At 71.3% G+C, this 24,830-nt stretch carries 22 protein-coding genes, 1 rRNA gene and 1 riboswitch; of the genes, 7 read left to right on the forward strand and 16 right to left on the reverse strand.

Features of this window, described 5'->3' with window-relative positions:
* Window position 1: 1 nt before the first annotated feature.
* From ACFYX4_RS31735 to ACFYX4_RS31750, 4 genes are all read right to left on the reverse strand, one after another.
* Window positions 2-1,006: a carbohydrate ABC transporter permease gene (locus ACFYX4_RS31735; RefSeq protein ID WP_389340491.1), complete on the reverse strand. Its 1,005-nt coding sequence runs from the start codon at window positions 1,004-1,006 to the stop codon at window positions 2-4.
* Between the two features lie 6 nt (window positions 1,007-1,012).
* Window positions 1,013-2,305 (reverse strand): extracellular solute-binding protein, encoded by a 1,293-nt coding sequence (locus ACFYX4_RS31740; RefSeq protein WP_389340493.1) that lies wholly within the window; start codon window positions 2,303-2,305, stop codon window positions 1,013-1,015.
* Between the two features lie 289 nt (window positions 2,306-2,594).
* Window positions 2,595-3,926 carry a diaminopimelate decarboxylase gene (gene lysA, locus ACFYX4_RS31745; protein ID WP_389340495.1) on the reverse strand — a complete coding sequence of 444 codons (1,332 nt, stop codon included), beginning with the start codon at window positions 3,924-3,926 and terminating at the stop codon, window positions 2,595-2,597.
* Between the two features lie 10 nt (window positions 3,927-3,936).
* Window positions 3,937-4,272, reverse strand: a complete 336-nt coding sequence (locus ACFYX4_RS31750) for an SAV_915 family protein (RefSeq protein ID WP_389340497.1) — start codon at window positions 4,270-4,272, stop codon at window positions 3,937-3,939.
* Between the two features lie 490 nt (window positions 4,273-4,762).
* Between ACFYX4_RS31750 and ACFYX4_RS31755 the strand changes: the two genes are divergently transcribed.
* The 6 genes from ACFYX4_RS31755 to ACFYX4_RS31780 all read left to right on the forward strand — a co-directional run bounded on the left by ACFYX4_RS31755 (window position 4,763) and on the right by ACFYX4_RS31780 (window position 10,253).
* Window positions 4,763-6,718: an amino acid transporter gene (locus ACFYX4_RS31755; protein WP_389340499.1), complete on the forward strand. Its 1,956-nt coding sequence runs from the start codon at window positions 4,763-4,765 to the stop codon at window positions 6,716-6,718.
* Between the two features lie 130 nt (window positions 6,719-6,848).
* The gene (locus ACFYX4_RS31760) at window positions 6,849-7,367 is read left to right on the forward strand and encodes a hypothetical protein (protein WP_389340501.1); all 519 of its coding nucleotides are present in this window, start codon (window positions 6,849-6,851) and stop codon (window positions 7,365-7,367) included.
* 101 nt (window positions 7,368-7,468) lie between these two features.
* The gene (locus ACFYX4_RS31765) at window positions 7,469-7,867 is read left to right on the forward strand and encodes a molybdopterin-binding protein (protein ID WP_389340503.1); all 399 of its coding nucleotides are present in this window, start codon (window positions 7,469-7,471) and stop codon (window positions 7,865-7,867) included.
* 49 nt (window positions 7,868-7,916) lie between these two features.
* On the forward strand, window positions 7,917-8,711 hold the full coding sequence (locus ACFYX4_RS31770) for an ABC transporter permease (RefSeq protein ID WP_389340505.1): 795 nt from the start codon (window positions 7,917-7,919) through the stop codon (window positions 8,709-8,711).
* A complete protein-coding gene (locus ACFYX4_RS31775) occupies window positions 8,708-9,796 on the forward strand; it encodes an ABC transporter ATP-binding protein (RefSeq protein WP_389340507.1) in 1,089 nt (362 codons plus the stop codon). The genes ACFYX4_RS31770 and ACFYX4_RS31775 overlap by 4 nt, the downstream gene beginning before the upstream one ends.
* A gap of 37 nt (window positions 9,797-9,833) precedes the next feature.
* Window positions 9,834-10,253, forward strand: coding sequence for a molybdopterin-binding protein (locus ACFYX4_RS31780; protein ID WP_389340509.1), 420 nt, complete (start codon window positions 9,834-9,836; stop codon window positions 10,251-10,253).
* A 328-nt stretch (window positions 10,254-10,581) separates the two neighbouring features.
* Here ACFYX4_RS31780 and gcvP read toward each other — a convergent pair whose 3' ends face one another.
* Entirely contained in the window at window positions 10,582-13,467 is a 2,886-nt protein-coding gene (gcvP, locus tag ACFYX4_RS31785; protein ID WP_389340511.1) for an aminomethyl-transferring glycine dehydrogenase, read from the reverse strand.
* A 175-nt stretch (window positions 13,468-13,642) separates the two neighbouring features.
* A riboswitch (glycine riboswitch) is annotated at window positions 13,643-13,738 on the reverse strand.
* A 115-nt stretch (window positions 13,739-13,853) separates the two neighbouring features.
* Between gcvP and ACFYX4_RS31790 the strand changes: the two genes are divergently transcribed.
* Window positions 13,854-14,225 (forward strand): PRC-barrel domain-containing protein, encoded by a 372-nt coding sequence (locus ACFYX4_RS31790; protein WP_389340513.1) that lies wholly within the window; start codon window positions 13,854-13,856, stop codon window positions 14,223-14,225.
* On the opposite strand, the gene ACFYX4_RS31795 is transcribed toward ACFYX4_RS31790, so the two are convergent.
* From ACFYX4_RS31795 to rrf, 11 genes are all read right to left on the reverse strand, one after another.
* Window positions 14,147-15,655 (reverse strand): DNA polymerase IV, encoded by a 1,509-nt coding sequence (locus ACFYX4_RS31795; RefSeq protein WP_389340515.1) that lies wholly within the window; start codon window positions 15,653-15,655, stop codon window positions 14,147-14,149. The genes ACFYX4_RS31790 and ACFYX4_RS31795 overlap by 79 nt on opposite strands.
* A gap of 53 nt (window positions 15,656-15,708) precedes the next feature.
* Window positions 15,709-16,359, reverse strand: a complete 651-nt coding sequence (locus tag ACFYX4_RS31800) for a MerR family transcriptional regulator (protein WP_389340518.1) — start codon at window positions 16,357-16,359, stop codon at window positions 15,709-15,711.
* Between the two features lie 205 nt (window positions 16,360-16,564).
* On the reverse strand, window positions 16,565-17,038 hold the full coding sequence (locus ACFYX4_RS31805; RefSeq protein ID WP_004934251.1) for a bifunctional nuclease family protein: 474 nt from the start codon (window positions 17,036-17,038) through the stop codon (window positions 16,565-16,567).
* 96 nt (window positions 17,039-17,134) lie between these two features.
* Window positions 17,135-17,872 carry a MerR family transcriptional regulator gene (locus tag ACFYX4_RS31810; protein ID WP_389340520.1) on the reverse strand — a complete coding sequence of 246 codons (738 nt, stop codon included), beginning with the start codon at window positions 17,870-17,872 and terminating at the stop codon, window positions 17,135-17,137.
* Between the two features lie 45 nt (window positions 17,873-17,917).
* Window positions 17,918-18,802 carry an FHA domain-containing protein gene (locus ACFYX4_RS31815; protein ID WP_389340562.1) on the reverse strand — a complete coding sequence of 295 codons (885 nt, stop codon included), beginning with the start codon at window positions 18,800-18,802 and terminating at the stop codon, window positions 17,918-17,920.
* Window positions 18,803-18,884: 82 nt separating this feature from the next.
* Window positions 18,885-19,817 carry a DUF881 domain-containing protein gene (locus ACFYX4_RS31820; RefSeq protein ID WP_389340564.1) on the reverse strand — a complete coding sequence of 311 codons (933 nt, stop codon included), beginning with the start codon at window positions 19,815-19,817 and terminating at the stop codon, window positions 18,885-18,887.
* A 254-nt stretch (window positions 19,818-20,071) separates the two neighbouring features.
* Window positions 20,072-20,404 carry a small basic family protein gene (locus ACFYX4_RS31825; protein ID WP_030798533.1) on the reverse strand — a complete coding sequence of 111 codons (333 nt, stop codon included), beginning with the start codon at window positions 20,402-20,404 and terminating at the stop codon, window positions 20,072-20,074.
* Window positions 20,401-21,303, reverse strand: a complete 903-nt coding sequence (locus ACFYX4_RS31830) for a DUF881 domain-containing protein (protein ID WP_389340522.1) — start codon at window positions 21,301-21,303, stop codon at window positions 20,401-20,403. The genes ACFYX4_RS31825 and ACFYX4_RS31830 overlap by 4 nt, the downstream gene beginning before the upstream one ends.
* A gap of 98 nt (window positions 21,304-21,401) precedes the next feature.
* On the reverse strand, window positions 21,402-23,897 hold the full coding sequence (locus ACFYX4_RS31835) for a sugar phosphate nucleotidyltransferase (RefSeq protein WP_389340524.1): 2,496 nt from the start codon (window positions 23,895-23,897) through the stop codon (window positions 21,402-21,404).
* A 119-nt stretch (window positions 23,898-24,016) separates the two neighbouring features.
* On the reverse strand, window positions 24,017-24,625 hold the full coding sequence (locus ACFYX4_RS31840) for a CDP-alcohol phosphatidyltransferase family protein (protein WP_389340526.1): 609 nt from the start codon (window positions 24,623-24,625) through the stop codon (window positions 24,017-24,019).
* Between the two features lie 110 nt (window positions 24,626-24,735).
* Window positions 24,736-24,830, reverse strand: a 5S ribosomal RNA gene (gene rrf / locus ACFYX4_RS31845); the annotation flags it as partial.

Consider the following 24,830-nt stretch of genomic DNA (forward strand, 5'->3'; position numbering starts at 1 on the left):
CTCACGAGCCGCCTCCTCGCAGGGTCGTGGTGGCGCCCTCCAGGTCCCGGCGGAGCACGAACCGCTGGTAGGCGAGGGCGAAGACGAGGCTGATGGCGAACATGGCCACGCTGATCGCGCTGGCGTAGCCGACCTGGTAGCGCTTGAAGCCGTACTGGAACATGGTCACGGCCATCGTCTCGGAGTGGTGGTCGGGGCCGCCCGCGGTGGTGACCCAGACCAGGTCGAAGAGCTGGATCGAGCCGATGACGGAGAGGAAGACGCTGATCCGCAGGGTCGGCGCGAGCAGCGGCAGCGTGATGTGCCGGAAGCGCTGCCAGGGCCCGGCCCCGTCGATCAGGGCCGCCTCGGTCAACTCGGCGGGCACGGACTGGAGTCCGGCCAGGTAGAGCATCATGTGGAAGCCGAAGTACTTCCACGTCATGACCAGGAAGAGGGTGGCCATGACGGTGTCGGTGTCGGCGAACCACTGGCCGCCCACCCCGTCCAGGCCGACCGCGCCGAGGACATGGTCGGCCAGGCCGTCGTCCGGGGCGAAGATCATGCCGAACAGCACGCCGGTGATCGCCTCGGAGAGGACGTACGGCGCGAAGAACAGCATCCGGTACACGGCCCGGCCGCGGATCCGCTGGTTGAGCGCGACGGCGAGGGCCAGCGCGAACGGCAGTTGCAGGGCGAGCGAGAGCAGGACCAGGACCAGGCAGCGCCACAGGTCGCCCAGGAACACCGGATCCTGGAGGAGCCGGGTGAAGTTGTCGCCGCCGACGTAGTCCTCGGGCATGCCGAAGCCGCCCCAGCGGAAGAACGCGGCGTACAGCGCGAACAGCATCGGCAGCAGCACCAGCACGCCGAACAGCACCAGGGCGGGCACCTGGAAGGCGACGGCGGTCAGCCAGTGCCGCGCCCGCCGCCCGGCCCGGCCCCGGGCCGACGCCGACCCGGGGGCCGCCTCCGGCGGGCCGGAGTCGGGACGGCTGCGCTTGTCCGGGAGGAAGGTCGAGGTCATCGCCGGTTACTGCTCTTCCTTCGCGACCTTGGTGATCGACTCCGTGACCTGCTGCGGGGAGCGGGATCCCGCGATCAGCGCGGCGACGCTGTCGTTGACCTCCTGGCCGACGGCGGGCGCGTACGCCTGGTCCAGATAGAGCTGGAAGCCGGTGGCCGCCTTCAACTGGCCTTGTACGGCAGTGAGGTTGGGGTCGGTGAGCGCGCTCTCGGCGGCCGGGACGACGGGCAGCACACCGGTCTTCTTGACCAGTTCGGTGTCGGTGGCGGCGGAGGCGAAGAACTTCAGGAAGTCGACGGCGGCCTGCGGGGCGCCCGCGCGCAGGGCGTGGCCGCCGCCCCCGCCGAACACCTCGGTGAGCGCGCCCTTGCCGCCCTGGACCTCCGGGAACGGGAAGAAGCCGAGGTCCGCGCCGAGTCCCTTGCCCGCGTCGGCCTGCACCACCGGGGCCCACTGGCCCATGAGTTCCATCGCGGCCTTGCCGTTGCCGACGGTGGCGGCCTGGCCGGTGGGGGTGGAGTAGGCGGCGCCGAGGAAGCCCTTCTGGAACGGCTGGAGGTCGACGAGTTCCTGGAGATGCTGTCCCGCCTGGACGAACCCCTCGCCGGTGAAGTCCTTGGCGTCGTTGGCCTTCTGGAGGGCGTCGATCCCCGCGGTGCGCATCGCGAGGTAGGCCCAGTAGTACATGCCGGGCCACTTCTCCTTACCCGCCAGGGCGAGCGGGGTGATGCCGGCGGCCTTCAACTTCCGTACGGCGTCGAGGAATCCGGTCCAGGTGGTGGGGGGCGCGCCGATGCCGGCCCGCTGGAAGAGGGCCTTGTTGTACCAGAAGCCGATCATGCCGATGTCGAACGGGACGCCGTAGGCCTTGTCGTCGAAGAGGTACGGCTCCCTGGCGACCGGCAGCAGTCCCTTCGCCCACTCCTCTGTGCGGTCGGTGAGGTCCTCGACGAGTCCGGCGTCGATCTGCTGCTTCAGGACGCCGCCGCCCCAGGTGTGGAAGATGTCGGGCAGTTTCCCGGAGGCGGTCAGGGCCGTCATCTTCGACTTGTAGGCGTCGTTCTCCAACTGGACGATCTTGACCTTGACTTTCGGGTTGCGCTGCTCGAACTGCCGGGCGAGGCCCGCCCAGACGTCCTTGGCCGGCTGGGTGGTGGAGATGTTCCACCACTCGATCGTGGTCGTCCCGGACGATCCTCCGTCCGAGCCGCCGCCGCAGGCGCTCAGTGCCGTCATGCCCAGACCGGCCGCGGCGGAGGCCGCCAGGAAGCCTCGGCGGGAGAGTGCCGGGTCGCCCATGGTGCGCTCCTTGGGTACGGGACGGCCCCCACGACCGTCCAGCGAGATCGAAAGTTTCGACGCTGATCCAGAAAGGTTCGCTGCTGCCGCACCCTAGAGACAGGCTCGGACGGGTGGCAACCCCTTGAACACAGCGAATCCGCCGACGGTCGCGACCGTGCGGCGGATCCCCTCGCTGAGGTGTCACCAGAATGAGCGGCCCTGGCCGTGGTGAGCGGGAACGAAGCGGGCGAAACATTCGGTCCCGTCGGCGAACATTCCGGAGCGGGTGACGCCTACAGACCCACCTCTACAGACCCACGTCCCGGCGGCGGATGTCGTCCATCGACTCCCGGCGGACGAGGAGTCGCGCCTGCCCCTGGTGCACCGCGACGACCGGCGGGCGGCCGACGAGGTTGTAGCCGGAGGCCATCGACAGGTGGTAGGCACCGGCGACGGGGACGGCGAGGAGGTCTCCGGGGCGTACGTCGGCGGGGAGTTCGACGTCGGCGGCGAGGATGTCGCCGGCCTCGCAGTGCCGGCCGACGACGGTCGTCCGGGCCGGTTCGGCGGTGCTGTGCCGGCCGATGAGGCGCGGGGCGTAGCGGACCCCGTAGAGGGCGGGCCGGGGGTTGTCGCTCATGCCGCCGTCGACGGCAACGTAAGTGTGCGGGCCGGAGCGCTTGACGGCGAGGACGCGGTAGAGGGCGATGCCGGCGGGGCCGACGACGGCCCGGCCGGGTTCGATGATCAGACGGGGTACGGGCAGGCCCGCCGTGGCGCAGGCGCCGGCGAGTTCGGTGCGGACTCTGCGGGCCAGGGCGGTGAGGTCCAGGGCCGCCTCGCCGGGGCGGTAGGCGATGCCGTGGCCGCCGCCGAGGTCGAGCTCGGGCAGGACGACGCCGTGCTGCTGGTGGAGGCGGGCCATCAGGCCGACCATGCGGCGCACGGCGGCGAGGTACGGCTTGACGCTGGTGATCTGTGAGCCCAGATGGCAGTGCAGGCCGGTGAGTTGGAGTTGCGGCTGATCGAGGATGCGGGCGATGGCGTGCTGGGCGTAGCCGTCGGAGATGGAGAGGCCGAACTTCTGGTCGTCGGTGCCGGTGCGGATCTTCTCGTGGCCGCCGGCGCTGATGCCGGGCACGACGCGGACCATCACCTTCTGCCGGCCGCCGGGCCCGACGGCGGCGGCCAGCCGGGCGATCTCCGAGGGGCTGTCGATGACGATGCGGCCGACGCCGAGGCGCAGGGCGGCATCCAGGTCGCGGGGCGACTTGGCGTTGCCGTGCAGGACGATCCGCTCGGGCGGGAAGCCGGTGGTGACGGCGAGTTCGAGTTCCCCGGCGGAGCAGACGTCGAGGCCGAGGCCTTCCTCCTCGGTCCAGTGGACCATGGCCCGGCACAGGAACGCCTTGGCCGCGTAGAGGACTTCGGCGTCGGGAAAGGCGTCCCGGTAGGTGCGGCAGCGGTCGCGCACCTCGCCCTCGTCCAGGACGTAGGCCGGGGTGCCGAAGCGGTCGGCGAGTTCGGCGAGCGGGACGCCGGCCACGGCGAGATCGCCGGTGCGGGGTTCGCTGGTGGAGGCCGGCCACACGGACAGGGCGTCGGCGGCGCCGACGGCGGGCTCGTGAACAGTGGTCATATCGTCCTCCTCAGCCGACGTTCAGGACGGGCACGGGGGCGACGAGCGGGACCGGCCGCGGGGCCGGGGCGGAGAACTGCGGGTCCACGGTCAGGACGGTCACGCCGAGCGGCGCGGTCAGCGCCCGCAGCGCGGGCTCCGCGAGCCGGATCCAGGCCTGCCCCGCGCCCAGCGTGGCGGTCAGCCGACGGACGGAGGTGAAACCGACCGCCGTACGGTCACCGAGGGGCGTACGGAAGAGTCTCGCCGCGTACCCGGAGGGGCCCGGCCGGACCGGGACGTACAGAGGTCCGGCCGGGAACCGATCGGCGGGCTCGGGGTCGTCTTCGTACAAGGTCTCTGCCATGGCGTCCTCCTGGACGGTCCGGTGCGGGTGGGAGCCCTCGGGCTCGCCACCGAAGCTATGCCCGACCCACCGGCGACCGGACGTCTCATGACGCGACGCTGACGGCGACCGGACGGGTCATGACGCGACGCTGACACCCCGGCCCGGCGTCGGCGCCGCCTCGTCGCAGGCACGTCCGCGTCAGCGCCCGCGGCACAGCGCACATGACGCTGGGTGTCCGCCCCCTCCACACGCCCCGCCATCACCCCGCCGCCCGCGCCGCGGTCCCCCATACCGCCCGGCCGCCCGCCATACCCGCCCCCAGCTCCTTTCTTGACGCTCGTCCCCCGTCCGGCCCCGCAGTCTTAACGGAAGCTTGACGCCGCCGACCCCCTCGCGGCATGGGCCCAGGCGTCACTCTCCGCATACGCTGATGCGGCCGTCCGCGTGATGGCCGGAATCCGCACGCCGAGCCGCACCTCGGACCGAGCCGCACCTCAGGAGCACCTCGATGGCCACCACCGAGCACCCCGCACCCAGTCGCCTGCGCGCCTGGATGCTGGAGGGCCTGTCCGACATGGGCAAGGGCGGTGGCCACCAGGGTCCGCACGCGGTGCCCGAACCGGCCCACAAGGGCCAGCGCTGGTACCGGGTGATGTGCCTGACCGGCGTCGACTACTTCTCCACCCTCGGCTACCAGCCAGGCATCGCCGCCCTCGCGGCCGGACTGCTGTCGCCGATCGCGACGATCGTGCTGGTGATCGTCACGCTGGCCGGGGCCCTGCCGGTCTACCGGCGCGTGGCCGAGGAGAGCCCCCGCGGCGAGGGCTCGATCGCCATGCTGGAACGGCTGCTGTCGTTCTGGAAGGGCAAGCTGTTCGTCCTGACGCTGCTCGGCTTCGCCGCCACCGACTTCCTGATCACCATCACCCTGTCCGCGGCGGACGCCTCCACGCACCTCGTCGAGAACCCGCACCTGAACAGCGCCCTGCACGACCAGCAACTGCTGATCACCCTCGTCCTCGTGGCGCTGCTCGGCGCGGTCTTCCTCAAGGGCTTCCTGGAGGCGATCGGCGTCGCCGTCGCCCTGGTGGGCGTCTACCTGGCGCTGAACGCGGTCGTCGTGGTCGTCGGCCTGTGGCATGTGATCACCGAGGGGCATGTCATCACCGACTGGTCGAGCGCCCTGACCGCCGAGCACGGCAACGTCTTCGTCATGATCGGCGTGGCCCTGATCGTCTTCCCGAAGCTCGCGCTCGGCCTCTCCGGCTTCGAGACCGGCGTCGCCGTGATGCCGCACGTCCAGGGCGACCCCGGCGACACCGACGAACGCCCCGCCGGCCGCATCCGCGACACCAAGAAGCTGCTCACCGTCGCCGCCCTGATCATGAGCTGCTTCCTGATCACCACCAGCTTCATCACCACGCTGCTCATCCCGGAGAAGGAGTTCCAGCCCGGCGGCGACGCCAACGGCCGCGCCCTCGCCTACCTGGCCCACGACTACCTGGGCAACGTCTTCGGCACCGTCTACGACGTCTCGACCATCGCCATCCTGTGGTTCGCGGGCGCCTCCGCGATGGCCGGGCTGCTCAACCTGATGCCGCGCTACCTGCCCCGCTACGGCATGGCCCCGCACTGGGCCCGCGCCGTGCGCCCGATGGTCATCGTCTTCACCCTCGTCGCCTTCCTCGTCACCTGGATCTTCGACGCCGACGTCGACGCCCAGGGCGGCGCCTACGCCACCGGCGTGCTGGTGCTGATCAGCTCGGCCGCCATCGCCGTGACCATCGCCGCCCGCAAGGCGGGCCAGCGCAACTGGACGATCGGCTTCGCCGTCATATCGGCGGTGTTCCTCTACACGACGGTCGTCAACGTCATCGAGCGGCCCGACGGCGTCAAGATCGGCGCCTGCTTCATCGCCGGCATCATCCTCGTCTCGCTCCTGTCCCGGCTGGCCCGCGCCTTCGAACTCCGCGTCACCAGCGTGACGCTCGACCCGATGGCGGAACGCTTCGTCCGGGACATGGCCAGCCGGAAGATCCGGTTCATCGCCAACGAGCCCGACCAGCGCGACAAGGCCGAGTACCGCGAGAAGATCGAGCAGATCCGGCAGGACAACGACATCCCCGGCCAGGAGGACTTCGTCTTCGTCGAGGTCACCGTCGTCGACCCGTCCGAGTTCGAGGCCGGGCTGACCGTGCGCGGCGAGGTCCTGCACAACCGCTACCGGGTGCTGACCCTGGAGTCCTCCTCCATCCCCAACGCCCTGGCCGCCCTGCTGCTCCACGTCCGCGACTCGACCAGGTGCACGCCCCACATCTACTTCGAGTGGACCGAGGGCAACCCCTTCGCCAACTTCCTGCGCTTCTTCCTCTTCGGCCAGGGCGAGGTCGCTCCGGTCACCCGCGAGGTCCTGCGCGAAGCGGAACCGGACCGCGACCGCCGCCCCCGCGTCCACACGGGCTGACGCAGCCGGACACCCCGCGTCGGAGTCGCCGGGCACCCCGCGTCAGAGTCCCGTCAAGTTCCCCGCCCCCGGCGTCAGAAGGACATCAGCACACCCCACCGCCCCCTCGCCGAAGGCCTACCGTCGCCCCATGCGAGACAGCGAACCGCCGACCGCCACCGGCGACCGCCACCGGCGGTCCGAGGCCCGGTTGGCGGCGGGCTGCGCGGCGGGATTCGGCGCCCTGACCTTCCTGATCGACTGGGACGCCGGCACCCTCACCCCGGCCCGCGCCCTGCTCTGGCTCGCCCTGGCCACCGCGGTCCTCGTCGTGCTCCTCCCCCAGCGCGTCACCGCCGGCCCCGGCTGGCTGGCGGCGCGCGGCCTCCTCCGGCGGCGCGAGGTGCGCACCGACGCCCTGACCGCCGTACGGCAGTACGCCGGGGTCTCGGCCCAGCTGGTCCTGTGCGACGCCCACGGCGGCCGGCTGGAGCTGGACCCACGGGTCCTCGTCGACAATCCGCTGCTCTGGCACGAGCTCGACACGGGGGTGCGCCGCTCCCTGGAACGCGGCACCCTGCGCCAGGGCGCCGACGTCCTGGCCCGCCTGGGCCACGAGATCGACGACACGATCACGCGGGCGGTCCTGAAGGCGTCGGAACTGTCCTGACGGCCGGGCCGCGCACCCCCTCGCGGCCGCACCCCGCCCGCCCGCACCCCGCCCGCACCCCGCTCGTCCGCGCCCCGCGCGCCAGCCCCTATCGTGACGGCATGCAGTCCTACACCATCGGCCAGGCCGCACGTCTGCTCGGCGTGAGCCCCGACACCGCGCGCCGCTGGGCCGACGCGGGCCGGGTGGCGACCCACCGCGACGACACCGGCCGACGCCTCATCGACGGCGCGGACCTCGCCGCGTTCTCCGTCGAACTGGCCGGTTCCGGCGGGGCCGAGGAGGGCGCCGCCTCCTACACCTCGGCCCGCAACGCCTTCCCCGGCATCGTCACCGCGATCAAGCTCGGCGACGTCGCCGCCCAGGTGGAGATCCAGGCCGGACCGCACCGTCTGGTCTCGCTGCTGACCCGGGAGGCCGTGGAGGAACTCGGCCTGGAGGTCGGCGTGGAGGCCACGGCCCGCGTGAAGTCGACCAACGTCCACATCGACCGCGTCTGACCTACGTCCGACCGACGACATCGAGGAGAGAGCCCTGACGAAGGTCGAGTTGAAGCCCATCGCCCGCGCGGGCGTTCCCTTCGCGCTCCTGCTGCCCGCCCTCCTCGGCCTGGCCTTCCTCCTGCTGCCGCTCGTCGCCCTCCTGGTCCGCGCCCCCTGGCACAGCATGCCCGAGCAGCTCACCAGCGACGCGGTCTGGCAGGCGCTGCGGCTCTCCCTGCTCTGCGCCACCGCCGCGACCGCGGTGAGCCTGGTCGTCGGCGTGCCCCTGGCCTGGCTGCTGGCCCGGGTCGACTTCCCCGGGCGCGGCTTCGTGCGGGCCCTCGTCACGCTCCCCCTGGTGCTGCCCCCGGTCGTGGGCGGTGTGGCCCTGCTGCTCGCCCTCGGCCGCAACGGCGTCGTCGGGCAGTGGCTGGACGCCTGGTTCGGCGTCACGCTCCCCTTCACGACGGCGGGCGTCGTGGTCGCGGAGACGTTCGTGGCGATGCCGTTCCTCGTCATCAGCGTCGAGGGCACCCTGCGCGCCGCCGACCCCCGCTACGAGGAGGCCGCGGCCACCCTGGGCGCGTCCCGGTTCACCGCGTTCCGCCGGGTCACCCTGCCGCTGATCGCGCCGGGCATCGCGGCGGGCGCCGTCCTGGCCTGGGCCCGCGCCCTCGGCGAGTTCGGCGCGACGATCACCTTCGCGGGCAACTTCCCCGGCCGCACGCAGACGATGCCGCTCGCCGTCTATCTCGCCCTCCAGAGCGACCCGGAGGCCGCGATCGCGCTCAGCCTGGTGCTGCTGGCCGTGTCCATCGCCGTCCTGGCGGGCCTGCGCGACCGCTGGATGACCGCGTCATGACCGCCGCCGACGTCTCCGCGGCCGGCTCCTGCGGCCGGGGCCCGGACACGGGTCTCGACTCCCGGCTGGTCGTCGACCGCGGCTCCTTCCGCCTCGACGTCGCCCTCACCGCCGCCCCCGGCGACGTGGTCGCCCTGCTCGGCCCCAACGGCGCCGGGAAGACGACGGCCCTGCGCGCCCTGGCCGGTCTCGTCCCGCTGTCCGAGGGTCATCTGCGGCTGGACGGCCAGGAGTTGGAGCGCACACCGCCGGAGTCCCGGCCCGTCGGCGTGGTCTTCCAGGACTATCTGCTCTTCCCGCATCTGACCGCGCTGGACAACGTGGCCTTCGGCCCGCGCTGCCACGGCGCGACCAAGGCGCAGGCCCGCGTCCAGGCCGCCGCGTGGCTGGAGCGGATGGGCCTCGCCGAGCACGCCGGCGCCAAGCCCCGCCGACTGTCCGGCGGCCAGGCGCAGCGCGTCGCCCTCGCCCGCGCCCTCGCCACCCACCCCCGGCTGCTGCTGCTCGACGAGCCGCTCGCCGCGCTGGACGCGCGCACCCGCCTGGAGGTGCGCGCCCAACTCCGCCGCCATCTGGCCGCGTTCGAGGCCGTCGCCGTCCTCGTCACCCATGATCCGCTCGACGCCATGGTCCTCGCGGACCGGCTGGTCGTCGTCGAGCACGGCCGAGTCGTCCAGGAGGGCGCACCGGCCGACATCGCCCGCCATCCGCGCACCGAGTACATCGCGCAGCTCGTCGGACTGAACCTCTACCGCGGCCGGGCCGACGGCCACACGGTCCACCTCGACGCGGGCCCCGCCGTGACGACGACGGAAGACCTCTCCGGACCGGTCTTCGTCGCTTTCCCGCCGAGCGCGGTCACCCTCCACCGCGACCGCCCCTCCGGGTCCAGCGCCCGCAACCTGTGGCGCTGCGAGGTCGCCGGTCTGGAGACCCACGGCGACCAGATCCGCGCCGACCTCACCGGCGAGCTGGCCCTGGCCGCCGACCTCACGACGGTCGCCGCGGCGGAGCTGGACCTGCACCCGGGCGCGACGGTCTGGGCGACCCTGAAAGCGGCACAGACACACGCATACCCGGCATAGGCGGCGTGAGGCTGCCCGAGCCCTACCGTGGGTGCCCATGACCCTGAGCATCCGCAACCAGCTCCCCGGCACCGTCACCGCCGTCGCCCCCGGCGAGGTGATGGCCACCGTCGGGATCCGTCTCACCGGCGGCCAGTCCGTCACCGCGGCGATCACCCGGGAGGCCGTGACCGAACTCGGTCTCGCCCCGGGCTCCGCCGTCCGCGCCCTGGTGAAGGCGACGGAGGTCGCCGTCGCCACCGGCCCGGTCGAGCGACTGTCGATCCGCAACCGGCTCCCCGGCACGGTCACCGACGTCGCCGTCGGCGGCGCAATGGCCTCCGTCCGGCTGTCCATCGAGGGCGGCGAACTGCTCGCGGTCATCACCCGAGAGGCCGTAGAGGACCTCACCCTGACAACCGGCACCGAGGCCGTCGCCCTCATCAAGTCGACCGAAGTCTCCTTGACGACGGACTGAGACCAGCCCGGAAGCCGGCGGAAATCGGACCGAGAACGGACCGGGCCCCACCCGGATCGAGCCGCGACCGGCCCGGAAGCCGAGCGGGATCGAGCCGGACCGAGCCGCGACCGGACCGGGAGCCGACCAGAATCGGACCGGGCCCCACCCGGATCGAGCCGCGCCAGATCCGCGATCGGACCGTGCGCCGAGCTGGGTCGAGCCGGGATCGGACCGGAGGCCGGCCGGAGTCGAGGCGAGATCGGCCCCGGCGCGCCGAGGGCTCCCGTCCGCATCGGTGGATCGGACGGGAGCCCTCGACAGGCGGCCGTGCGTCGCCGGCCTCGCGTCAGTCCTGGTACGCGTCCAGCGGCGGGCAGGAGCACACCAGGTTGCGGTCGCCGAAGGCCTGGTCGATGCGGCGCACCGGCGGCCAGTACTTGTCGGCGACGGACACCCCGGCCGGGAAGACGGCCTCCTCACGCGTGTACGCGTGCTCCCACTCCCCGCCGAGCGCGGCGGCGGTGTGCGGCGCGTTGCGCAGCGGGTTGTCCTCGGCCGGCCACTCGCCCGACCCGACCTTCTCGATCTCCGCGCGGATGGCGATCATCGCCTCGCAGAAGCGGTCCACCTCGGTCAGGTCCTCGGACTCGGTCGGCTCGATCATCAGCGTCCCGGCCACCGGGAACGACATCGTCGGCGCGTGGAAGCCGTAGTCGATGAGCCGCTTCGCCACGTCGTCGACGCTCACCCCGGTCGCCTTCGTCAGCGGCCGCAGATCGATGATGCACTCGTGCGCGACGAGCCCGCCGGGCCCGGTGTAGAGCACGGGGTAGTGCGGTTCGAGCCGCTTGGCGATGTAGTTGGCGCTGAGCACCGCCACCTGCGTGGCGCGCTTGAGCCCCTCACCGCCCATGAGCCGCACGTACGCCCACGAGATCGGCAGGATCCCCGCGGAGCCCCAGGGCGCGGCCGAGATCGGCCCGACGCCCGTCTCGGGCCCGGCGGCGGGCTGGAGCGGGTGGTTCGGCAGGTACGGCGCGAGGTGCGAGCGCACGGCCACCGGTCCGACGCCGGGACCGCCGCCGCCGTGCGGGATGCAGAACGTCTTGTGCAGGTTGAGGTGCGAGACGTCACCGCCGAAGTGCCCCGGCTTGGCGAGCCCGACGAGCGCGTTGAGGTTGGCGCCGTCCACGTACACCTGACCGCCGGCCTCGTGCACCTGCGCGCAGATGTCGGCGACGTGCTCCTCGAACACGCCGTGCGTCGACGGGTAGGTGATCATCAGCACCGACAGCTCGTCGCGGTGCTTTTCGATCTTCGCCCGCAGGTCCTCGACGTCGACCTCGCCGTCCTCGGCGGTGTTCACGACGACGACCTTCATGCCGGCCATCACGGCGCTCGCGGCGTTCGTCCCGTGCGCGGACGACGGGATCAGGCACACCGTGCGCTGCTCGTCCCCGTTGGCGCGGTGGTACCCGCGGACGGCGAGCAGCCCGGCCAGCTCGCCCTGCGAGCCGGCGTTGGGCTGGAGGGACACCTTGTCGTAGCCGGTGACCTCGGCGAGCCCCTCCTCCAGCTCGCGGATGAGCGTGAGGTAGCCCTGCGCCTGCTCGGCGGGCGCGAACGGGTGCAGCTGCCCGAACTCGGGCCAGGTGACCGGCTCCATCTCGGTGGTGGCGTTGAGCTTCATGGTGCAGGAGCCCAGCGGGATCATGCCCCGGTCGAGCGCGTAGTCCCGGTCGGCCAGCCGGCGCAGGTAGCGCAGCATCGCCGTCTCGGAGCGGTGCTGGTGGAAGACGGGGTGCGCCAGGATCTCGTCGGTGCGCAGGAGCCCGGCGGGCAGGGTGTCCTCGGTGACCGCGTCCAGCGCCGCGATGTCGCCCTCCGTGCCGAAGGCGGCCCAGACGGCGCCGATCTGGGCGCGCCCGGTGGTCTCGTCGCAGGCGATCGACACCTGGTCGGCGTCGACGAGGCGCAGGTTGACGCCGTTGCCCCGCGCGGCGGCGACGACCTCGGCGGCCCGGCCCGGCACCCGGACGGTCAGCGTGTCGAAGTACGAGCCGTGCACCACCTCGGCCCCGCCGGCCGTCAGCCCCGCGGCGAGGATCGTCGCGTACCGGTGCGTCCGCCGCGCGATCGCCCGCAGCCCGTCGGGGCCGTGGTAGACGGCGTACATCCCGGCCATGACGGCGAGCAGGACCTGCGCCGTGCAGATGTTGCTGGTCGCCTTCTCGCGCCGGATGTGCTGCTCACGCGTCTGCAGCGCCAGCCGGTACGCCTTGTCGCCGTCCGCGTCGACGGAGACGCCTACGAGCCGCCCGGGCAGGCTGCGCGCGTACTTCTCCCCGACGGCCATGTAGCCTGCGTGCGGCCCGCCGAAGCCCATCGGCACCCCGAACCGCTGCGTCGTGCCGACCGCGATGTCCGCGCCCAGCTCGCCGGGCGAGGTCAGCAGCGTCAGCGCGAGCAGGTCGGCGGCGACGATGACGAGCGCCCCCAGCCCGTGCGCCTGGTCGATCACGGGCTTGACGTCCCGCACGACGCCGGAGGCGCCCGGGTACTGGAGCAGCACGCCGTTGATCTCACGCTCGGCGATGTCGGCGGGGATGCCGTCGGCGAGGTCGGCGACGACCACCTCGACGCCGGTCGGCTCGGCGCGGGTCTCGATCACGGCGATCGTCTGCGGCAGCACGTCCGCGTCGATCAGGAAGAGGCCCTTCTTGTTCTTCCCCATGCGCCGGGAGAGCGCCATCGCCTCGGCGGCGGCCGTCCCCTCGTCGAGCAGCGAGGCGCCGGAGGTGGGCAGCCCGGTGAGGTCGGCGACCATGGTCTGGAAGTTCAGCAGCGCTTCCAGCCGCCCCTGGGAGATCTCCGGCTGGTACGGCGTGTAGGCCGTGTACCAGGACGGGTTCTCCATGACGTTGCGCAGGATGACGGGCGGCGTGAACGTGCCGTAGTAGCCGAGCCCGATCATCGAGTCGAGGACCTGGTTGCGGTCGGCGAGCGAGCGCAGCTCGGCCAGCACCTCGGCCTCGGTGCGCGCGCCCGGCAGGGCCAGCGCGCCGGCGTTCTTGATCACATCCGGGACCGAGGCGGCGGTCAGCTCGTCCAGGGAGCCGTATCCGACCTGGGCGAGCATCTTGGCCCGCGCTTCCTGGTCGGGGCCGATGTGGCGCTGCTCGAAGGGGATTCCCTGTTCGAGGTCGGAGAGCGGAATGCGATGGGCGGTCATTGCGGAGGCCTCCTGGTCTGACGCGACCTTCGAGGGGCACCACTGGCGCGGGTACCCGGACGGCCTCCCCCTCTGTCATCTCAACCTGAGAGCTTCACCGGCCGCCCGAGGGAGCCCGGCTTTCACCGTCGGTGAGAGCGGAGGCTTCCGCCACCGCTCTGCTTTCCAGAGTGACCTCGTCCGTGCGGTACAGGGGCCTGAGAGATTCCGGGGAGGATTTGCTCCTTCGGCGCCTCCGATGGTGTCCGGAGGACTCTCCCGCACGGGGTCAGCAGCCGTTGCCAGACTACCAGCGGGGTCAACGCCCCCTCCTTTCGAGTGGCCGCCGGTCCCGATGTGCTCTTTTGTAGTGCTTACGGATGAGGTGCGACCATGTGGAGGGCCCCGTGCAGACCGACATCGATCCACGCAACCTGATCGGCCGCAAGGCGTTCGACCGCGACGGCGCCAAGATCGGCACGGTGGACGAGGTCTACCTCGACGACGCCACCGGCGTCCCGGAATGGGCCGCGATACGCACCGGCCTGTTCTCGCGGGACGCCTTCGTCCCCCTGGAGCCCAGCGAGCTGGTCGAGGGCGCGCTGCGCGTCCCCTTCGAGCGCTCCCTCATCAAGGACGCCCCCGACTTCGGCGTGGGCCGCCACCTCTCCCCGGAGCAGGAACTCCAGCTCTACCACCACTACGGCCTCGATGTGGCCGCCCCTCCCCCGCTGCCCGACCACGACTTCGGCAGGCTGGCGGGCACGGACGAGACCTGATCCGGACCGTCCCCGGCGTCCGGCCCGACGCGGTCGTGGGGCGCGGGAGCGCCGGGTGACGTCGGGGCCGGGCAGGGGCCGGGTTCCGCGCGCGGATCGGCTTTCACCAGCGGCAGCGGGTCCGCCGGCTCCAGGGCGGGGTCGTCGGTGCGGAACGTCCGTACCCGGCCCACGGGCGAGTCGGGTGTCTCGAAGCGCACGGTGACCCGGCCCAGACCGCTGCCCTGCACCCAGCCGTGACCGAGCTCCGCGTGCCGCACGTCGTGCCCCGGCCGCCACAGGTGCTCGGCCGGCGTCTCCTCCCGCCCGGCGGGCTCGACCGGCTGCGGCTCCTCATCGGGCACGGCCGCCCGCTCCCCCGCGGCCTGCGCGAACAGGTCCTCCTGAGTGAAGTCCGCCAGCCCGCTGACGCCCACCCCGAGCAGCCGCACCCCGCCCGTCGTGTCCACCGAGTCCAGCAGCCGCGCCGCCGCTTCCCGCACCACCCCGGGATCGTCCGTGGGCCCGCGCAGGGTCTCGGACCGGGTGAGCGTGGAGAAGTCGTAGCGCCGCACCTTCAGCACGATCGTCCGCCCCGACAGCCCGGCCCCCCGCAGTCTGCGCACACACCGGTCCGCCAGCCGCGCCACCTCCAGCCCCACCCGCAGACGGTCATGGATGTCCACGTCGTAGGTGTCCTCCACGGACACCGACTTGGTCTCCCGCTCAGCCACCACGGGCCGATCGTCGCGCGCCAGCGCCATCGCGTACAGGGCGTGTCCGTGCGCCTTGCCCAGCAGCCGCACGAGCTCGTCCTCGCCCGCCTCGGCGAGTTCGTCGACCGTGGTGATCCCCGCCCGTCTGAGGTGGTCGCCGGTCGCCGGGCCGACCCCGGGCAGCGTCCGCACGGACATCGGCCCGAGCAGCGCCCGCTCGGTGCCCGGCTCGATCAGCACCAGCCCGTCCGGCTTGGCCTGCTCCGAGGCGATCTTCGCGAGCATCTTGGAGGCGGCCAGCCCCACCGACCCGGTGAGCCCCGTGACAGCCCGTATGTCCGCGCGCAGCCGCACCCCGGCCCGCTGTGCCGACTCGCCGTCCCAGGCCGCCCCGCCCGCCTCCAGGTCGACGAACGCCTCGTCCAGGCTCAACGGCTCCACCAGCGGCGACAACGCCCGCAGCAGCCCCATCACCTGATCGCTGATCGACCGGTAGAACGTGAACCGCGGCACGAGATACGCCGCGTTGGGAGCCAGCCGGCGCGCCTGCCCCATGGGCATCGCCGAGTGCACCCCGAAGACCCGCGCCTCGTAGGAGGCGGTGGCCACCACCCCGCGCGGCCCGAGCCCGCCCACGACCACGGCCTTCCCGCGCAGGCTCGGCTTCGACGCCTGCTCCGCCTGGGCGAAGAAGGCATCCATGTCGAGATGCAGGATCGTGGGCGCGTTTCTCACACCTCCGATGCTGCACCACACCACTGACAATGGCGCAGAGGGCGGGTGAGGCGTCAGACGGCCCGGTTGCGCCGCCGCGCCAGCTCGTCGGCGGGGTTGTGCCCCACCAGCGTCTCCCCGGTGTCGACCCGCTCACCGTGCAACTGCGACAGCGCGCTCTCCACGTCCCGCCACACCACGCCCACCGCGATGCCGAAGACCCCTTGGCCGCCCTGGAGCAGCGCGTGGACCTCGTCGGGGGACGTGCACTCGTAGACCGTGGCGCCGTCGCTCATCAGCGTCATCCGCTCCAGGTCGCGGAAGCCGCGCTCACGCAGGTGCTGGACGGCGGTGCGGATGTTCTGCAACGACACCCCGGTGTCCAGGAACCGCTTGACGATCTTCAGGACGACGACGTCCCGGAAGCTGTACAGACGCTGCGTCCCCGACCCGTGCGCGGGCCGCACGCTCGGCTCGACGAGCCCCGTGCGGGCCCAGTAGTCCAGTTGCCGATAGGTGATGCCGGCGGCCGCACAGGCCGTCGGACCGCGGTAGCCGATCTGCTCGGACGCCATGGGCGTCGCCCCTCCGCTGCTCGGCACGACCGCCGGGCGCTGTGGAGCGTGATCGGCCGCGCTGCCGTGAAGCGGGTACGGAACGCCACCGCCGACACCGAGTCCGAGTCCGGGGGCACCCCCAGCCGTACCGTCGCCGCTGCTTCTCACGCCGACCTCCGTCCTTGACCTGCCTTCTCGACGGTAGGCAGTCACCAGGGGTGCGTCAACGATCGCCACACTCGCCACGCCGAGTGATAATCACCCTAAGAGTGGTTTCCCGCACCCCGCCGCGGGGAAAGGCTAGCCGAATGCGCTGAGCGGGAGCCGTAGGACGCTCTCACACGCCCCCGGCAATTGCCGGGAGACGGGCCCCCTACTGGTTGCTGGTGCCGAAGTCCTCCGGCGAGATCTGGTCGAGGAACTCGCGGAACTTCTCCACCTCGTCCTCCTGCTCGTCCGGGATCGCGATGCCCGCGTCGTCCAGGACCGTGTCGCTGCCGTAGATCGGCGTCCCGGTGCGCAGGGCCAGCGCTATGGCGTCGGAGGGGCGGGCGCTCACCTCGACGCCGCTGGCGAAGACCAGCTCGGCGTAGAAGACGCCCTCACGCAGGTCCGTGATGCGCACTTCCGTGAGCTCCTGGCCGACGGCCTCCAGCACGTCCTTGAAGAGGTCGTGGGTCAGCGGCCGCGCGGGAGCCATGCCCTGCTGGGCGAAGGCGATCGCGGTCGCCTCCCCCGGCCCGATCCAGATGGGGAGGTAGCGGTCGCCTCCCACTTCACGCAGCAGCACGATCGGTTGGTTGGAGGGCATCTCGACCCGGACACCTACGACATCGAGCTCGTTCACACAGCAACCCTAGGCCGTGCCCGGGACGTTTGGGTAGTCGGGCCGGGAACGGGTGACCGATCAAGCCCCCGTGCGGGGACACACCCGAGGCCGGGCTCAGGGCAGCCGCACCCCGAGCGCGGTCTGCACCAGCGCCGCGTGCAGCCGGACCGTGAGGTCCGCGAGCTCCTTCGTACGGGCCTGCGCATGGGCCCTGGTCTGGGGATTGCGATGCCGCTTGAGCGGGGCGACCACCTGGTCCACGAGGCCCGCCTCACGGTCGGCGGCGGCCTTCATCACGCGCAGATGCCGGGGCTCGATGCCGAACCGGCCCAGCTCGGCGACCAGCGCGGCCACGGTGGCCGCCTCGGCGTCGTACACCCCGTCGTCGAGCGGCACGACCAGACCGTACGACTCCCACTCCTCGAGATCGCGCTCGTCGATCCCGGAGGCCGCCAGCAGCTCGGAGCGGCCGATACGGGCGACGGTGGGGGCCTCGGACACCTCCGGGACGGCCTCACCGTCCCGCTGCCGGCCCACCGTGGGCAGCGGCGCGGCCTCGCCCCGCTCCATGGCGTCCAGATGCTCCCGGATCACCTTGAGCGGCAGATAGTGGTCGCGCTGCATCCTCAGCACATGACCGAGGCGCTCGACGTCCCCGGCGCTGAACTTGCGGTATCCGGAAGGGGTCCGCTGCGGCTCGACGAGCCCTTCGGCCTCCAGGAAACGGATCTTGGAGATCGTGACCTCGGGGAACTCGTCACGCAGCACGTTCAGCACCGTGCCGATGCTCATCAGACCACCGTCCGCGGCGGCGGTGCCGTGTCCGGCACCGCCCCTCGGTGTTCGAAGCATGGACCTTCCCTTGGGGGGTGCCCCCGGAGCGAGCCCGGGGGTGGGTCAGTAGCCTCGCTGGCTCGCGTAGAAGACCAGCCGGTACTTGCCGATCTGCACCTCGTCGCCGTTGGACAGCGGAACCTCGTCGATCCGCTCCCGGTTGACGTACGTGCCGTTCAGGCTGCCGACGTCGGCCACCGTGAACGAACCGTCCTGGCCGCGCCGGAACTCCACATGGCGGCGCGAGACCGTCACGTCGTCCAGGAAGATGTCGCTCTGTGGGTGACGCCCCGCCGTGGTCAGGTCGCCGTCCAGCAGGAAGCGGCTGCCGGAGTTGGGGCCGCGGCGCACCACCAGCAGCGCCGAACCCAACGGCAGCGCGTCGACCGCGGCCTGCGCCTCGGGCGAGAGCGCCGGCAGCTGCGTCTGACCGGTGACCTCGGCGTCGTAGGCCTCGAGACCGGAGATGGAGATCGTGGACGTCGTCTCCGACGCCCGCTCCGGCGTCAGGCCGGGCCGCAGCGGCGCGCCGCAGTTGGAGCAGAAGCGGCTGTTCTCCGCGTTGCGGTTACCGCACCTCGTACACACCAGGGCCGACATAGGGGAAAACCCTCCACCCGTACTTGAGGTTGACGGTTGCCCGAAACCTATGCCGCCGGACTGGGCGGGGTCAACAGACGCCGCGCCCTGACCTCCGGGAACGTCACCGCCCGGACCTCCCACCTGGTCCCGGAACAACGGACGCTGGCCTTCCGCGTCAGGCTGTGCGCGATGGCGCGCGGTCGCGTTGTCGCTGCCCTCTCGCGCGCTCTTGCCGAACAACTTCGCAAACAACTTCACGGGCGATTCCCCTTGACCGAAACAGACCCGCCCGTGGGGCAGGACGAACCCTGACTGAATACACCGGTCGACCCGGACACCTTCACAACGTCCGTGCCCACCAGACAGTTTCCACCACGCACCACCCGATCGGTGCGTCGACCCCCCGCAACCTCTTGCCCCTGCCCGACGGCCGCCATGCACCCCCGGTTCACTGCGAGGACGACCGAGCGTAGTCAGGCTGCTTCGCCGCTCGCAAGGCGTCCACGACGATCTTGGTAGATCGCTCGACGGTCACGGTGGCCTGCTCCTTCTCCATGGTCTGCACCACGCCTCCAGGGATGTTGAGCGCCGGCTCGAGATCCTGCGACTTGCCGATGACCTTGAAACGATAGGGCGCGTTGATCTTGTTCCCGTCGACGCTCACGGACTTGTCGGAATCCGTGAGATAGGTGCCGGCGACGACCCGCACGTCGTTGACCTGGATCGCCTCGGCTCCCGCCGCACGCAGCTCCTGGATCGCGTCGAGCAACATGTCCGCCTCGACCGTCCCCTTCGTGTCCGCGATGGTCATGGTGATGCCGGGGCCCTCGGCCGCCACCGTGCCCGCCAGGATGCCGAGTTGCTTCTCCTTCTCGACGGTCTGCCTGCGAGCCTCCTCGGCCTGGTCGGAACTGTTCTCCAGCTCCTGCCGCTGCTTCTCGAGCCCCTGCTTCTCGTCTTCAAGACGCTGACTTCGGTCATCCAGTTCATCGAGGATGCGCACGAGGTCTTCCTGACGCGCGCCCCGCAGCGCGTTGCCGCTGTCGCTGTTGGAGGCGACCTGCACGGCCAGGCCGAAGCCGAGCCCGAACAGCAGCAGCGCGACGATGAGTTGGGCCCGGCTGACCCGCGGCGGCCACAGCCCCTGCACCAGCCGCTGCCGACCGGTCAACGACGCCTCGGGAGCGTCGCCTGGGGCTTCCGAGGGCGTCTCGGAGGAGGTGAGCGAAGGAGTTTCCGACGAATCCCGCCCGGTCGCCGCCGCGGCCGGTGTCGCAGCGGGCTGTGTCGTCCCCGCGGCCTGTGCCGCCGCGGGCGTCCCCTGGGCGGCTTCGGTCCGCGCGGCCTGCGCCGGGACCTCCGCCGGCAACTCCTTGCGCAACAGCCTCGTGGTGGGCGTCTCATCCCGGAAGGGCTCCGGCCGGCGCGGCGGCTCGTCCCGGCGCGGCGGCGTGTGCCGGTGCGAGGCGTCGCCCTGGCGCGCGTTGCCGTCCGGGCGCGACGGCTCGTCAGGAGGCACGGCCTCGTCCCGGCGCGGCGTCTGCTCCGGGCGCGGCGTCTGCTCCGGGCGCGAGGGCTTGTCCTGGCGCGGCGTCTCGGGCCGGCGCGGGGTCTCGTTCTCGTCGCTCATCGGCCTCACGCCCTGAACACATGGCGGCGGATGGCCGCAGCGTTGGAGAAGATCCGGATGCCGAGCACGACCACGACACCGGTCGACAGCTGGGACCCGACGCCCAACTCGTCGCCCAGGAAGACGATCAGCGCGGCCACGACAACGTTCGACAGGAACGACACGACGAAGACCTTGTCGTCGAAGATCCCGTCCAGCATGGCCCGCAGACCGCCGAACACGGCGTCCAGCGCCGCCACGACGGCAATCGGCAGATAAGGCACGACGGCCGCCGGAATCTCGGGCTGGACCAAGAGGCCGGCCACGACTCCCACGACGAGGCCCAGTACGGCGATCACGATGTGCCCTTCTCACTTCTCGGCTGTGCTGTACGTACGATCACACTCGGCGCTGCGGGCAGCCGGACGTCGCTCTCCACCGAGAGGGCGGTCCGGATGCCGAAGTTCTCCTGGAGGGCGTGCAGATAGAGCCCGTCGGCGCTGTCCTGGAAGTCGGCGCCGAGCTTCTCCCCGTCCCCCACCGCGAGCACCGTGTAGGGCGGCACCAGCGGCCTGTTGTCGACCAGTATCGCGTCGCCCGCGGCCCTGATCGCCGACAGCGCCGTCAGCCGCTGCCCGTTGATGGAGACGGCCTCGGCGCCCGATTCCCACAGCCCGTTGACCACCCGCTGGAGGTCGCGGTCCCGCACGCGGCCGGTGTCGGAGAACCCCGACGTCTCGCGCGGGTCTCCGTCGCCCCCGGTGGAGGCCTCCTCGGCGTCGTCCACGACCAGCTTGATCCCGGGCCCGTGCACCGCCACGGCGCCCGCGAGGATCCCCGCCAGCACCGTCTGCCCGCCGCCGCTGTCGCGGAGCGCCTCCCGTTGCCGCGCACTCACGTCGCCGCGAAGCTCGTCGACGTCGCCCTCGAGATCGTCGACCGCCTCGGTCTCCTTGTCGATGCGGTCGATCAGCTCCTCGCGCTCCTTGGCGACGGCGGGAGCCGCGACGCGCGCCTGCGCCCCGCCCACCGTCACCACCAGGGCGGCTAGCACCAGCCCGGCGGCGAGACCGAGTTTCGCCTTCAGCGTTCTCGGCATCCCGCCGGAACCCTCGGCCCGTTTACGGGCGGCGGCCTCGGCATAGCCTTCGTCGAGGCTGTGGTCCATGACGTTGGTGAGCAGCGACATGGACGCGTCCGGACGCGACACACGCGCGGGTGTGCTCCGAACGGGGGGCTGCTGCGGCATGCCGCACATCGTCGCACGTCGCCACCGCTACCTCCGAATGGCCCCACCGGCGTGCCGGACGGGCCCCCTCCAGGGAGCCCGTCCGGCACGCGCGCGTGGTGCGCGTCTCAGCGTCCGGCGCTGTCCACGACGGTCGACCACTCGTCCAGCAGGGCCTGCGCGGAGGCGTCGTCCGGCCCTTCCGCCCACAGATGGGTGACCGCCTCGGCCGGGTCCGGCAGGACCATCACCCAGCGTCCGTCGGTCTCCACCACGCGGACGCCGTCGGTGGTGTCCACGAAGCGGTCTCCGGCCGCCTCGACGACCCGCCGCATCACGAGCCCCTTGACGGCCCACGGGGTCGCCAGATCCCGCTTCAGGACGTGTGCCCGCGGAATCCGCGCGTCGATCTGGCTCAGCGTGAGCTGCGTCCGGGCCACGAGCCCGATCAGCCGCACGAAGGCCGCCGTGCCGTCGAAGACGCTGCTGAACTCCGGGACGATGAACCCGCCCTTGCCGTCCCCGCCGAAGATCGTCGACTCGTCGCGCCCGACCCTGGTCAGATCGTCGGGCGAGGTCGTCGTCCACTCGACCTGGGTGCCGTGATAGGCCGCGACCTGCTCCGCGATCCGCGTGGTGGTGACCGGGAGGGCCACCCGCCCGCTGCGCCGCTCTGCGGCCACCAGGTCGAGCAGGACCAGCAGCGCCCGGTCGTCCTCGATGATCCGGCCCTTCTCGTCCACCAGGGACAGCCGCTCGCCCACCGGGTCGAACCGCACGCCGAACGCGGCACGCGAGGACGCCACGATCTCACCGAGGCGGACCAGCCCGGAGCGCCGCTGGTCGTCGGTCTCGGTCGGCCGGGCCTCGTTGAGACCGGGGTTGATCGTCAGCGAGTCCACGCCGAGCTTCCCGAGGAGACTCGGCAGGACGAGCCCGGCGCTGCCGTTGGAGGCGTCCACGACGACCTTCAGCCCGGAGTCGGCGATCCCGGTGATGTCCACGTTCCGCAGCAAGGAGCCGGTGTACGAGTCGAAGACGCTGGCCGGGAAGTGCAGGTCCCCGATCTCTCCCGGGAACGCCCGCCGGTACTCCTGGCGCGCGAACACGCGGTCCAGCTTGCGCTGGCTGCCCTGCGACAGGTCGGCGCCCCGCCCGTCGAAGAACATGATGTCCACGGAGTCCGGCACGCCGGGCGAGGTCCGGATCATGATGCCGCCGGCGCTGCCCCGCGCGGTCTGCTGCCGCGCCACGGGAAGCGGCACGTTCTCCAGGTCCCGTACGTCGATGGCGCTGGCCTGGAGCGCGGAGATCACCGCCCGCTTCAGCGCGCGGGCGCCACGGGAGTGGTCGCGGGCCGTGGTGACGGTCGAGCCCTTCTTGAGGGTGGTCGCGTACGCGCCGGCCAGGCGCACGGCCAGCTCGGGCGTGATCTCGACGTTCAGGATCCCGGAGACGCCCCGGGCGCCGAAGAGATGCGCCTGCCCGCGGGACTCCCAGATCACCGAGGTGTTGACGAACGCGCCGGCCTCGATCGTCTTGAACGGGTAGACCCGCACATTGCCCTGCACGATCGATTCTTCACCGATCAGGCATTCGTCGCCGATGACCGCGCCGTCCTCGATCCGGGCGGCCCGCATGATGTCGGTGTTCTTTCCGACGACGCAGCCGCGCAGATTGCTGTGCTGCCCGATGTACACGTTGTCGTGGACGACGGCCTTGTGCAGGAAGGCCCCGCTCTTGACGACGACGTTGGAGCCGATGACGGAGTGCTCGCGGATCTCGGCGCCGGCTTCCACCTTCGCGTAGTCCCCGATGTAGAGGGGGCCGCGCAGTACGGCGTCGGGATGGACCTCGGCGCCTTCGGCCACCCACACGCCCGGCGAGATCTCGAAGCCGTCGAGCTCGACGTCGACCTTGCCTTCCAGCACATCGGCCTGGGCCTTCACATAGCTCTCGTGCGTGCCGACGTCCTCCCAGTAGCCCTCGGCGATATAGCCGTAGATCGGCTTGCCTTCCTTCATCAACTGGGGGAAGACGTCCCCGGACCAGTCGACGGGGACATCGGCCTCCACGTAGTCGAAGACCTCGGGCTCCATCACGTAGATGCCGGTGTTCACGGTGTCGGAGAAGACCTGGCCCCAGGTCGGCTTCTCAAGGAAGCGCTCGACCTGGCCTTCCTCGTCGACGATCGTGATGCCGAATTCCAGGGGGTTGGGCACGCGCGTGAGGCAGACCGTGACCAGCGCGCCCTTTTCCTTGTGGAAGTTGATGAGGTCGGTGAGGTCGAAGTCGGTCAGGGCATCGCCGGAGATGACGAGGAAAGCGTCGTCCTTCAACGCCTCTTCCGCGTTCTTGACGCTTCCGGCGGTACCGAGTGGCTTCTCCTCGTTGGCATAGCTGAGCTCCATTCCGAGCTCTTCACCGTCACCGAAGTAGTTCTTGACCAGAGAGGCCAGGAACTGGACGGTGACGACGGTCTCGTTGAGCCCATGCCTTTTGAGCAGCCGCAGAACGTGCTCCATGATCGGCCGGTTGGCCACCGGCAGGAGCGGCTTGGGCATGCTCGAGGTCATAGGGCGAAGGCGTGTGCCCTCGCCTCCGGCCATCACGACGGCCTTCATGTCGGAAGCGTCCTCCTTGAAGAGACGAAGGTCCAGCCGACTTCACCCGTCCAGATTGTCCCGCACTTTTTCCCCGCGGGCCATCGAGCCGACGCGGCGCTGACTGCCAATCGGCGGGCTCAGTCGGCCATGGCGTCCGCACGGACCAGGCGGCGGACCTGTACCACGTAGAGGACTCCTGCCCACCAATAGAGGGTTGTACCCCATCCTGCGAACGCCCATCCGAAAACAGCGGCGAGAGACGCGAGCCAGCCGCTTCCGTCGCTGAGCAGCAGAAGCGGGAACGCGTACATCAGGTTGAAGGTGGCGGCCTTCCCGAGGAAGTTCACCTGGGGCGGCGGATAGCCGTGCCGTCGGAGGATGCCCACCATCACCAGCAGCACCAGTTCTCGGGCGAGAAGTGCAGCCGTCAACCAGAGCGGGAGAATCTCCCGCCAGGTGAGTCCGACCAGGGTGGAGAGAATGTAGAGCCGGTCGGCGGCCGGGTCGAGGAGCCGGCCGAGGCTGCTGATCTGGTTCCAGCGCCTCGCCAGCTTGCCGTCCAGGTAGTCACTGATCCCGCTCAGAGCCAGCACGAGCAGAGCCCAGCCGTCGCTCTGCGGCCCCCCGAACTCGGGCCTGAGAATCAGCCACAGAAAGAGGGGTACGCCGACGAGACGCGCCATGCTGAGGATGTTCGGGATGGTGAGGACCCGGTCGGTCTGAACACGGGTCTCCTGGACCTCCACCCGGGGGCCTCCAGTGGGAAACGAGCCAACGATGCTCCCCGACCCTACCTCAACGCAAAAAAGCTCTGGCTCTTGGGCTGTGCAGCCCAAGAGCCAGAGCTCTAAAAGGAGTTCGGCGGCGTCCTACTCTCCCACAGGGTCCCCCCTGCAGTACCATCGGCGCTGTAAGGCTTAGCTTCCGGGTTCGGAATGTAACCGGGCGTTT

Source organism: Streptomyces sp. NPDC002328 (assembly GCF_042890065.1).
Classification (GTDB): domain Bacteria; phylum Actinomycetota; class Actinomycetes; order Streptomycetales; family Streptomycetaceae; genus Streptomyces.

Coding starts and splice junctions, on each gene's coding strand:
- ACFYX4_RS31735 (WP_389340491.1), bottom strand. CDS start 1,006: ATGACCTCGACCTTCCTCCCGGACAAGCGCAGCCGTCCCGACTCCGGC.
- ACFYX4_RS31740 (WP_389340493.1), bottom strand. CDS start 2,305: ATGGGCGACCCGGCACTCTCCCGCCGAGGCTTCCTGGCGGCCTCCGCC.
- lysA (WP_389340495.1), bottom strand. CDS start 3,926: ATGACCACTGTTCACGAGCCCGCCGTCGGCGCCGCCGACGCCCTGTCC.
- ACFYX4_RS31750 (WP_389340497.1), bottom strand. CDS start 4,272: ATGGCAGAGACCTTGTACGAAGACGACCCCGAGCCCGCCGATCGGTTC.
- ACFYX4_RS31755 (WP_389340499.1), top strand. CDS start 4,763: ATGGCCACCACCGAGCACCCCGCACCCAGTCGCCTGCGCGCCTGGATG.
- ACFYX4_RS31760 (WP_389340501.1), top strand. CDS start 6,849: ATGCGAGACAGCGAACCGCCGACCGCCACCGGCGACCGCCACCGGCGG.
- ACFYX4_RS31765 (WP_389340503.1), top strand. CDS start 7,469: ATGCAGTCCTACACCATCGGCCAGGCCGCACGTCTGCTCGGCGTGAGC.
- ACFYX4_RS31775 (WP_389340507.1), top strand. CDS start 8,708: ATGACCGCCGCCGACGTCTCCGCGGCCGGCTCCTGCGGCCGGGGCCCG.
- ACFYX4_RS31780 (WP_389340509.1), top strand. CDS start 9,834: ATGACCCTGAGCATCCGCAACCAGCTCCCCGGCACCGTCACCGCCGTC.
- gcvP (WP_389340511.1), bottom strand. CDS start 13,467: ATGACCGCCCATCGCATTCCGCTCTCCGACCTCGAACAGGGAATCCCC.
- ACFYX4_RS31810 (WP_389340520.1), bottom strand. CDS start 17,872: ATGCTTCGAACACCGAGGGGCGGTGCCGGACACGGCACCGCCGCCGCG.
- ACFYX4_RS31830 (WP_389340522.1), bottom strand. CDS start 21,303: ATGTGCGGCATGCCGCAGCAGCCCCCCGTTCGGAGCACACCCGCGCGT.
- ACFYX4_RS31835 (WP_389340524.1), bottom strand. CDS start 23,897: ATGAAGGCCGTCGTGATGGCCGGAGGCGAGGGCACACGCCTTCGCCCT.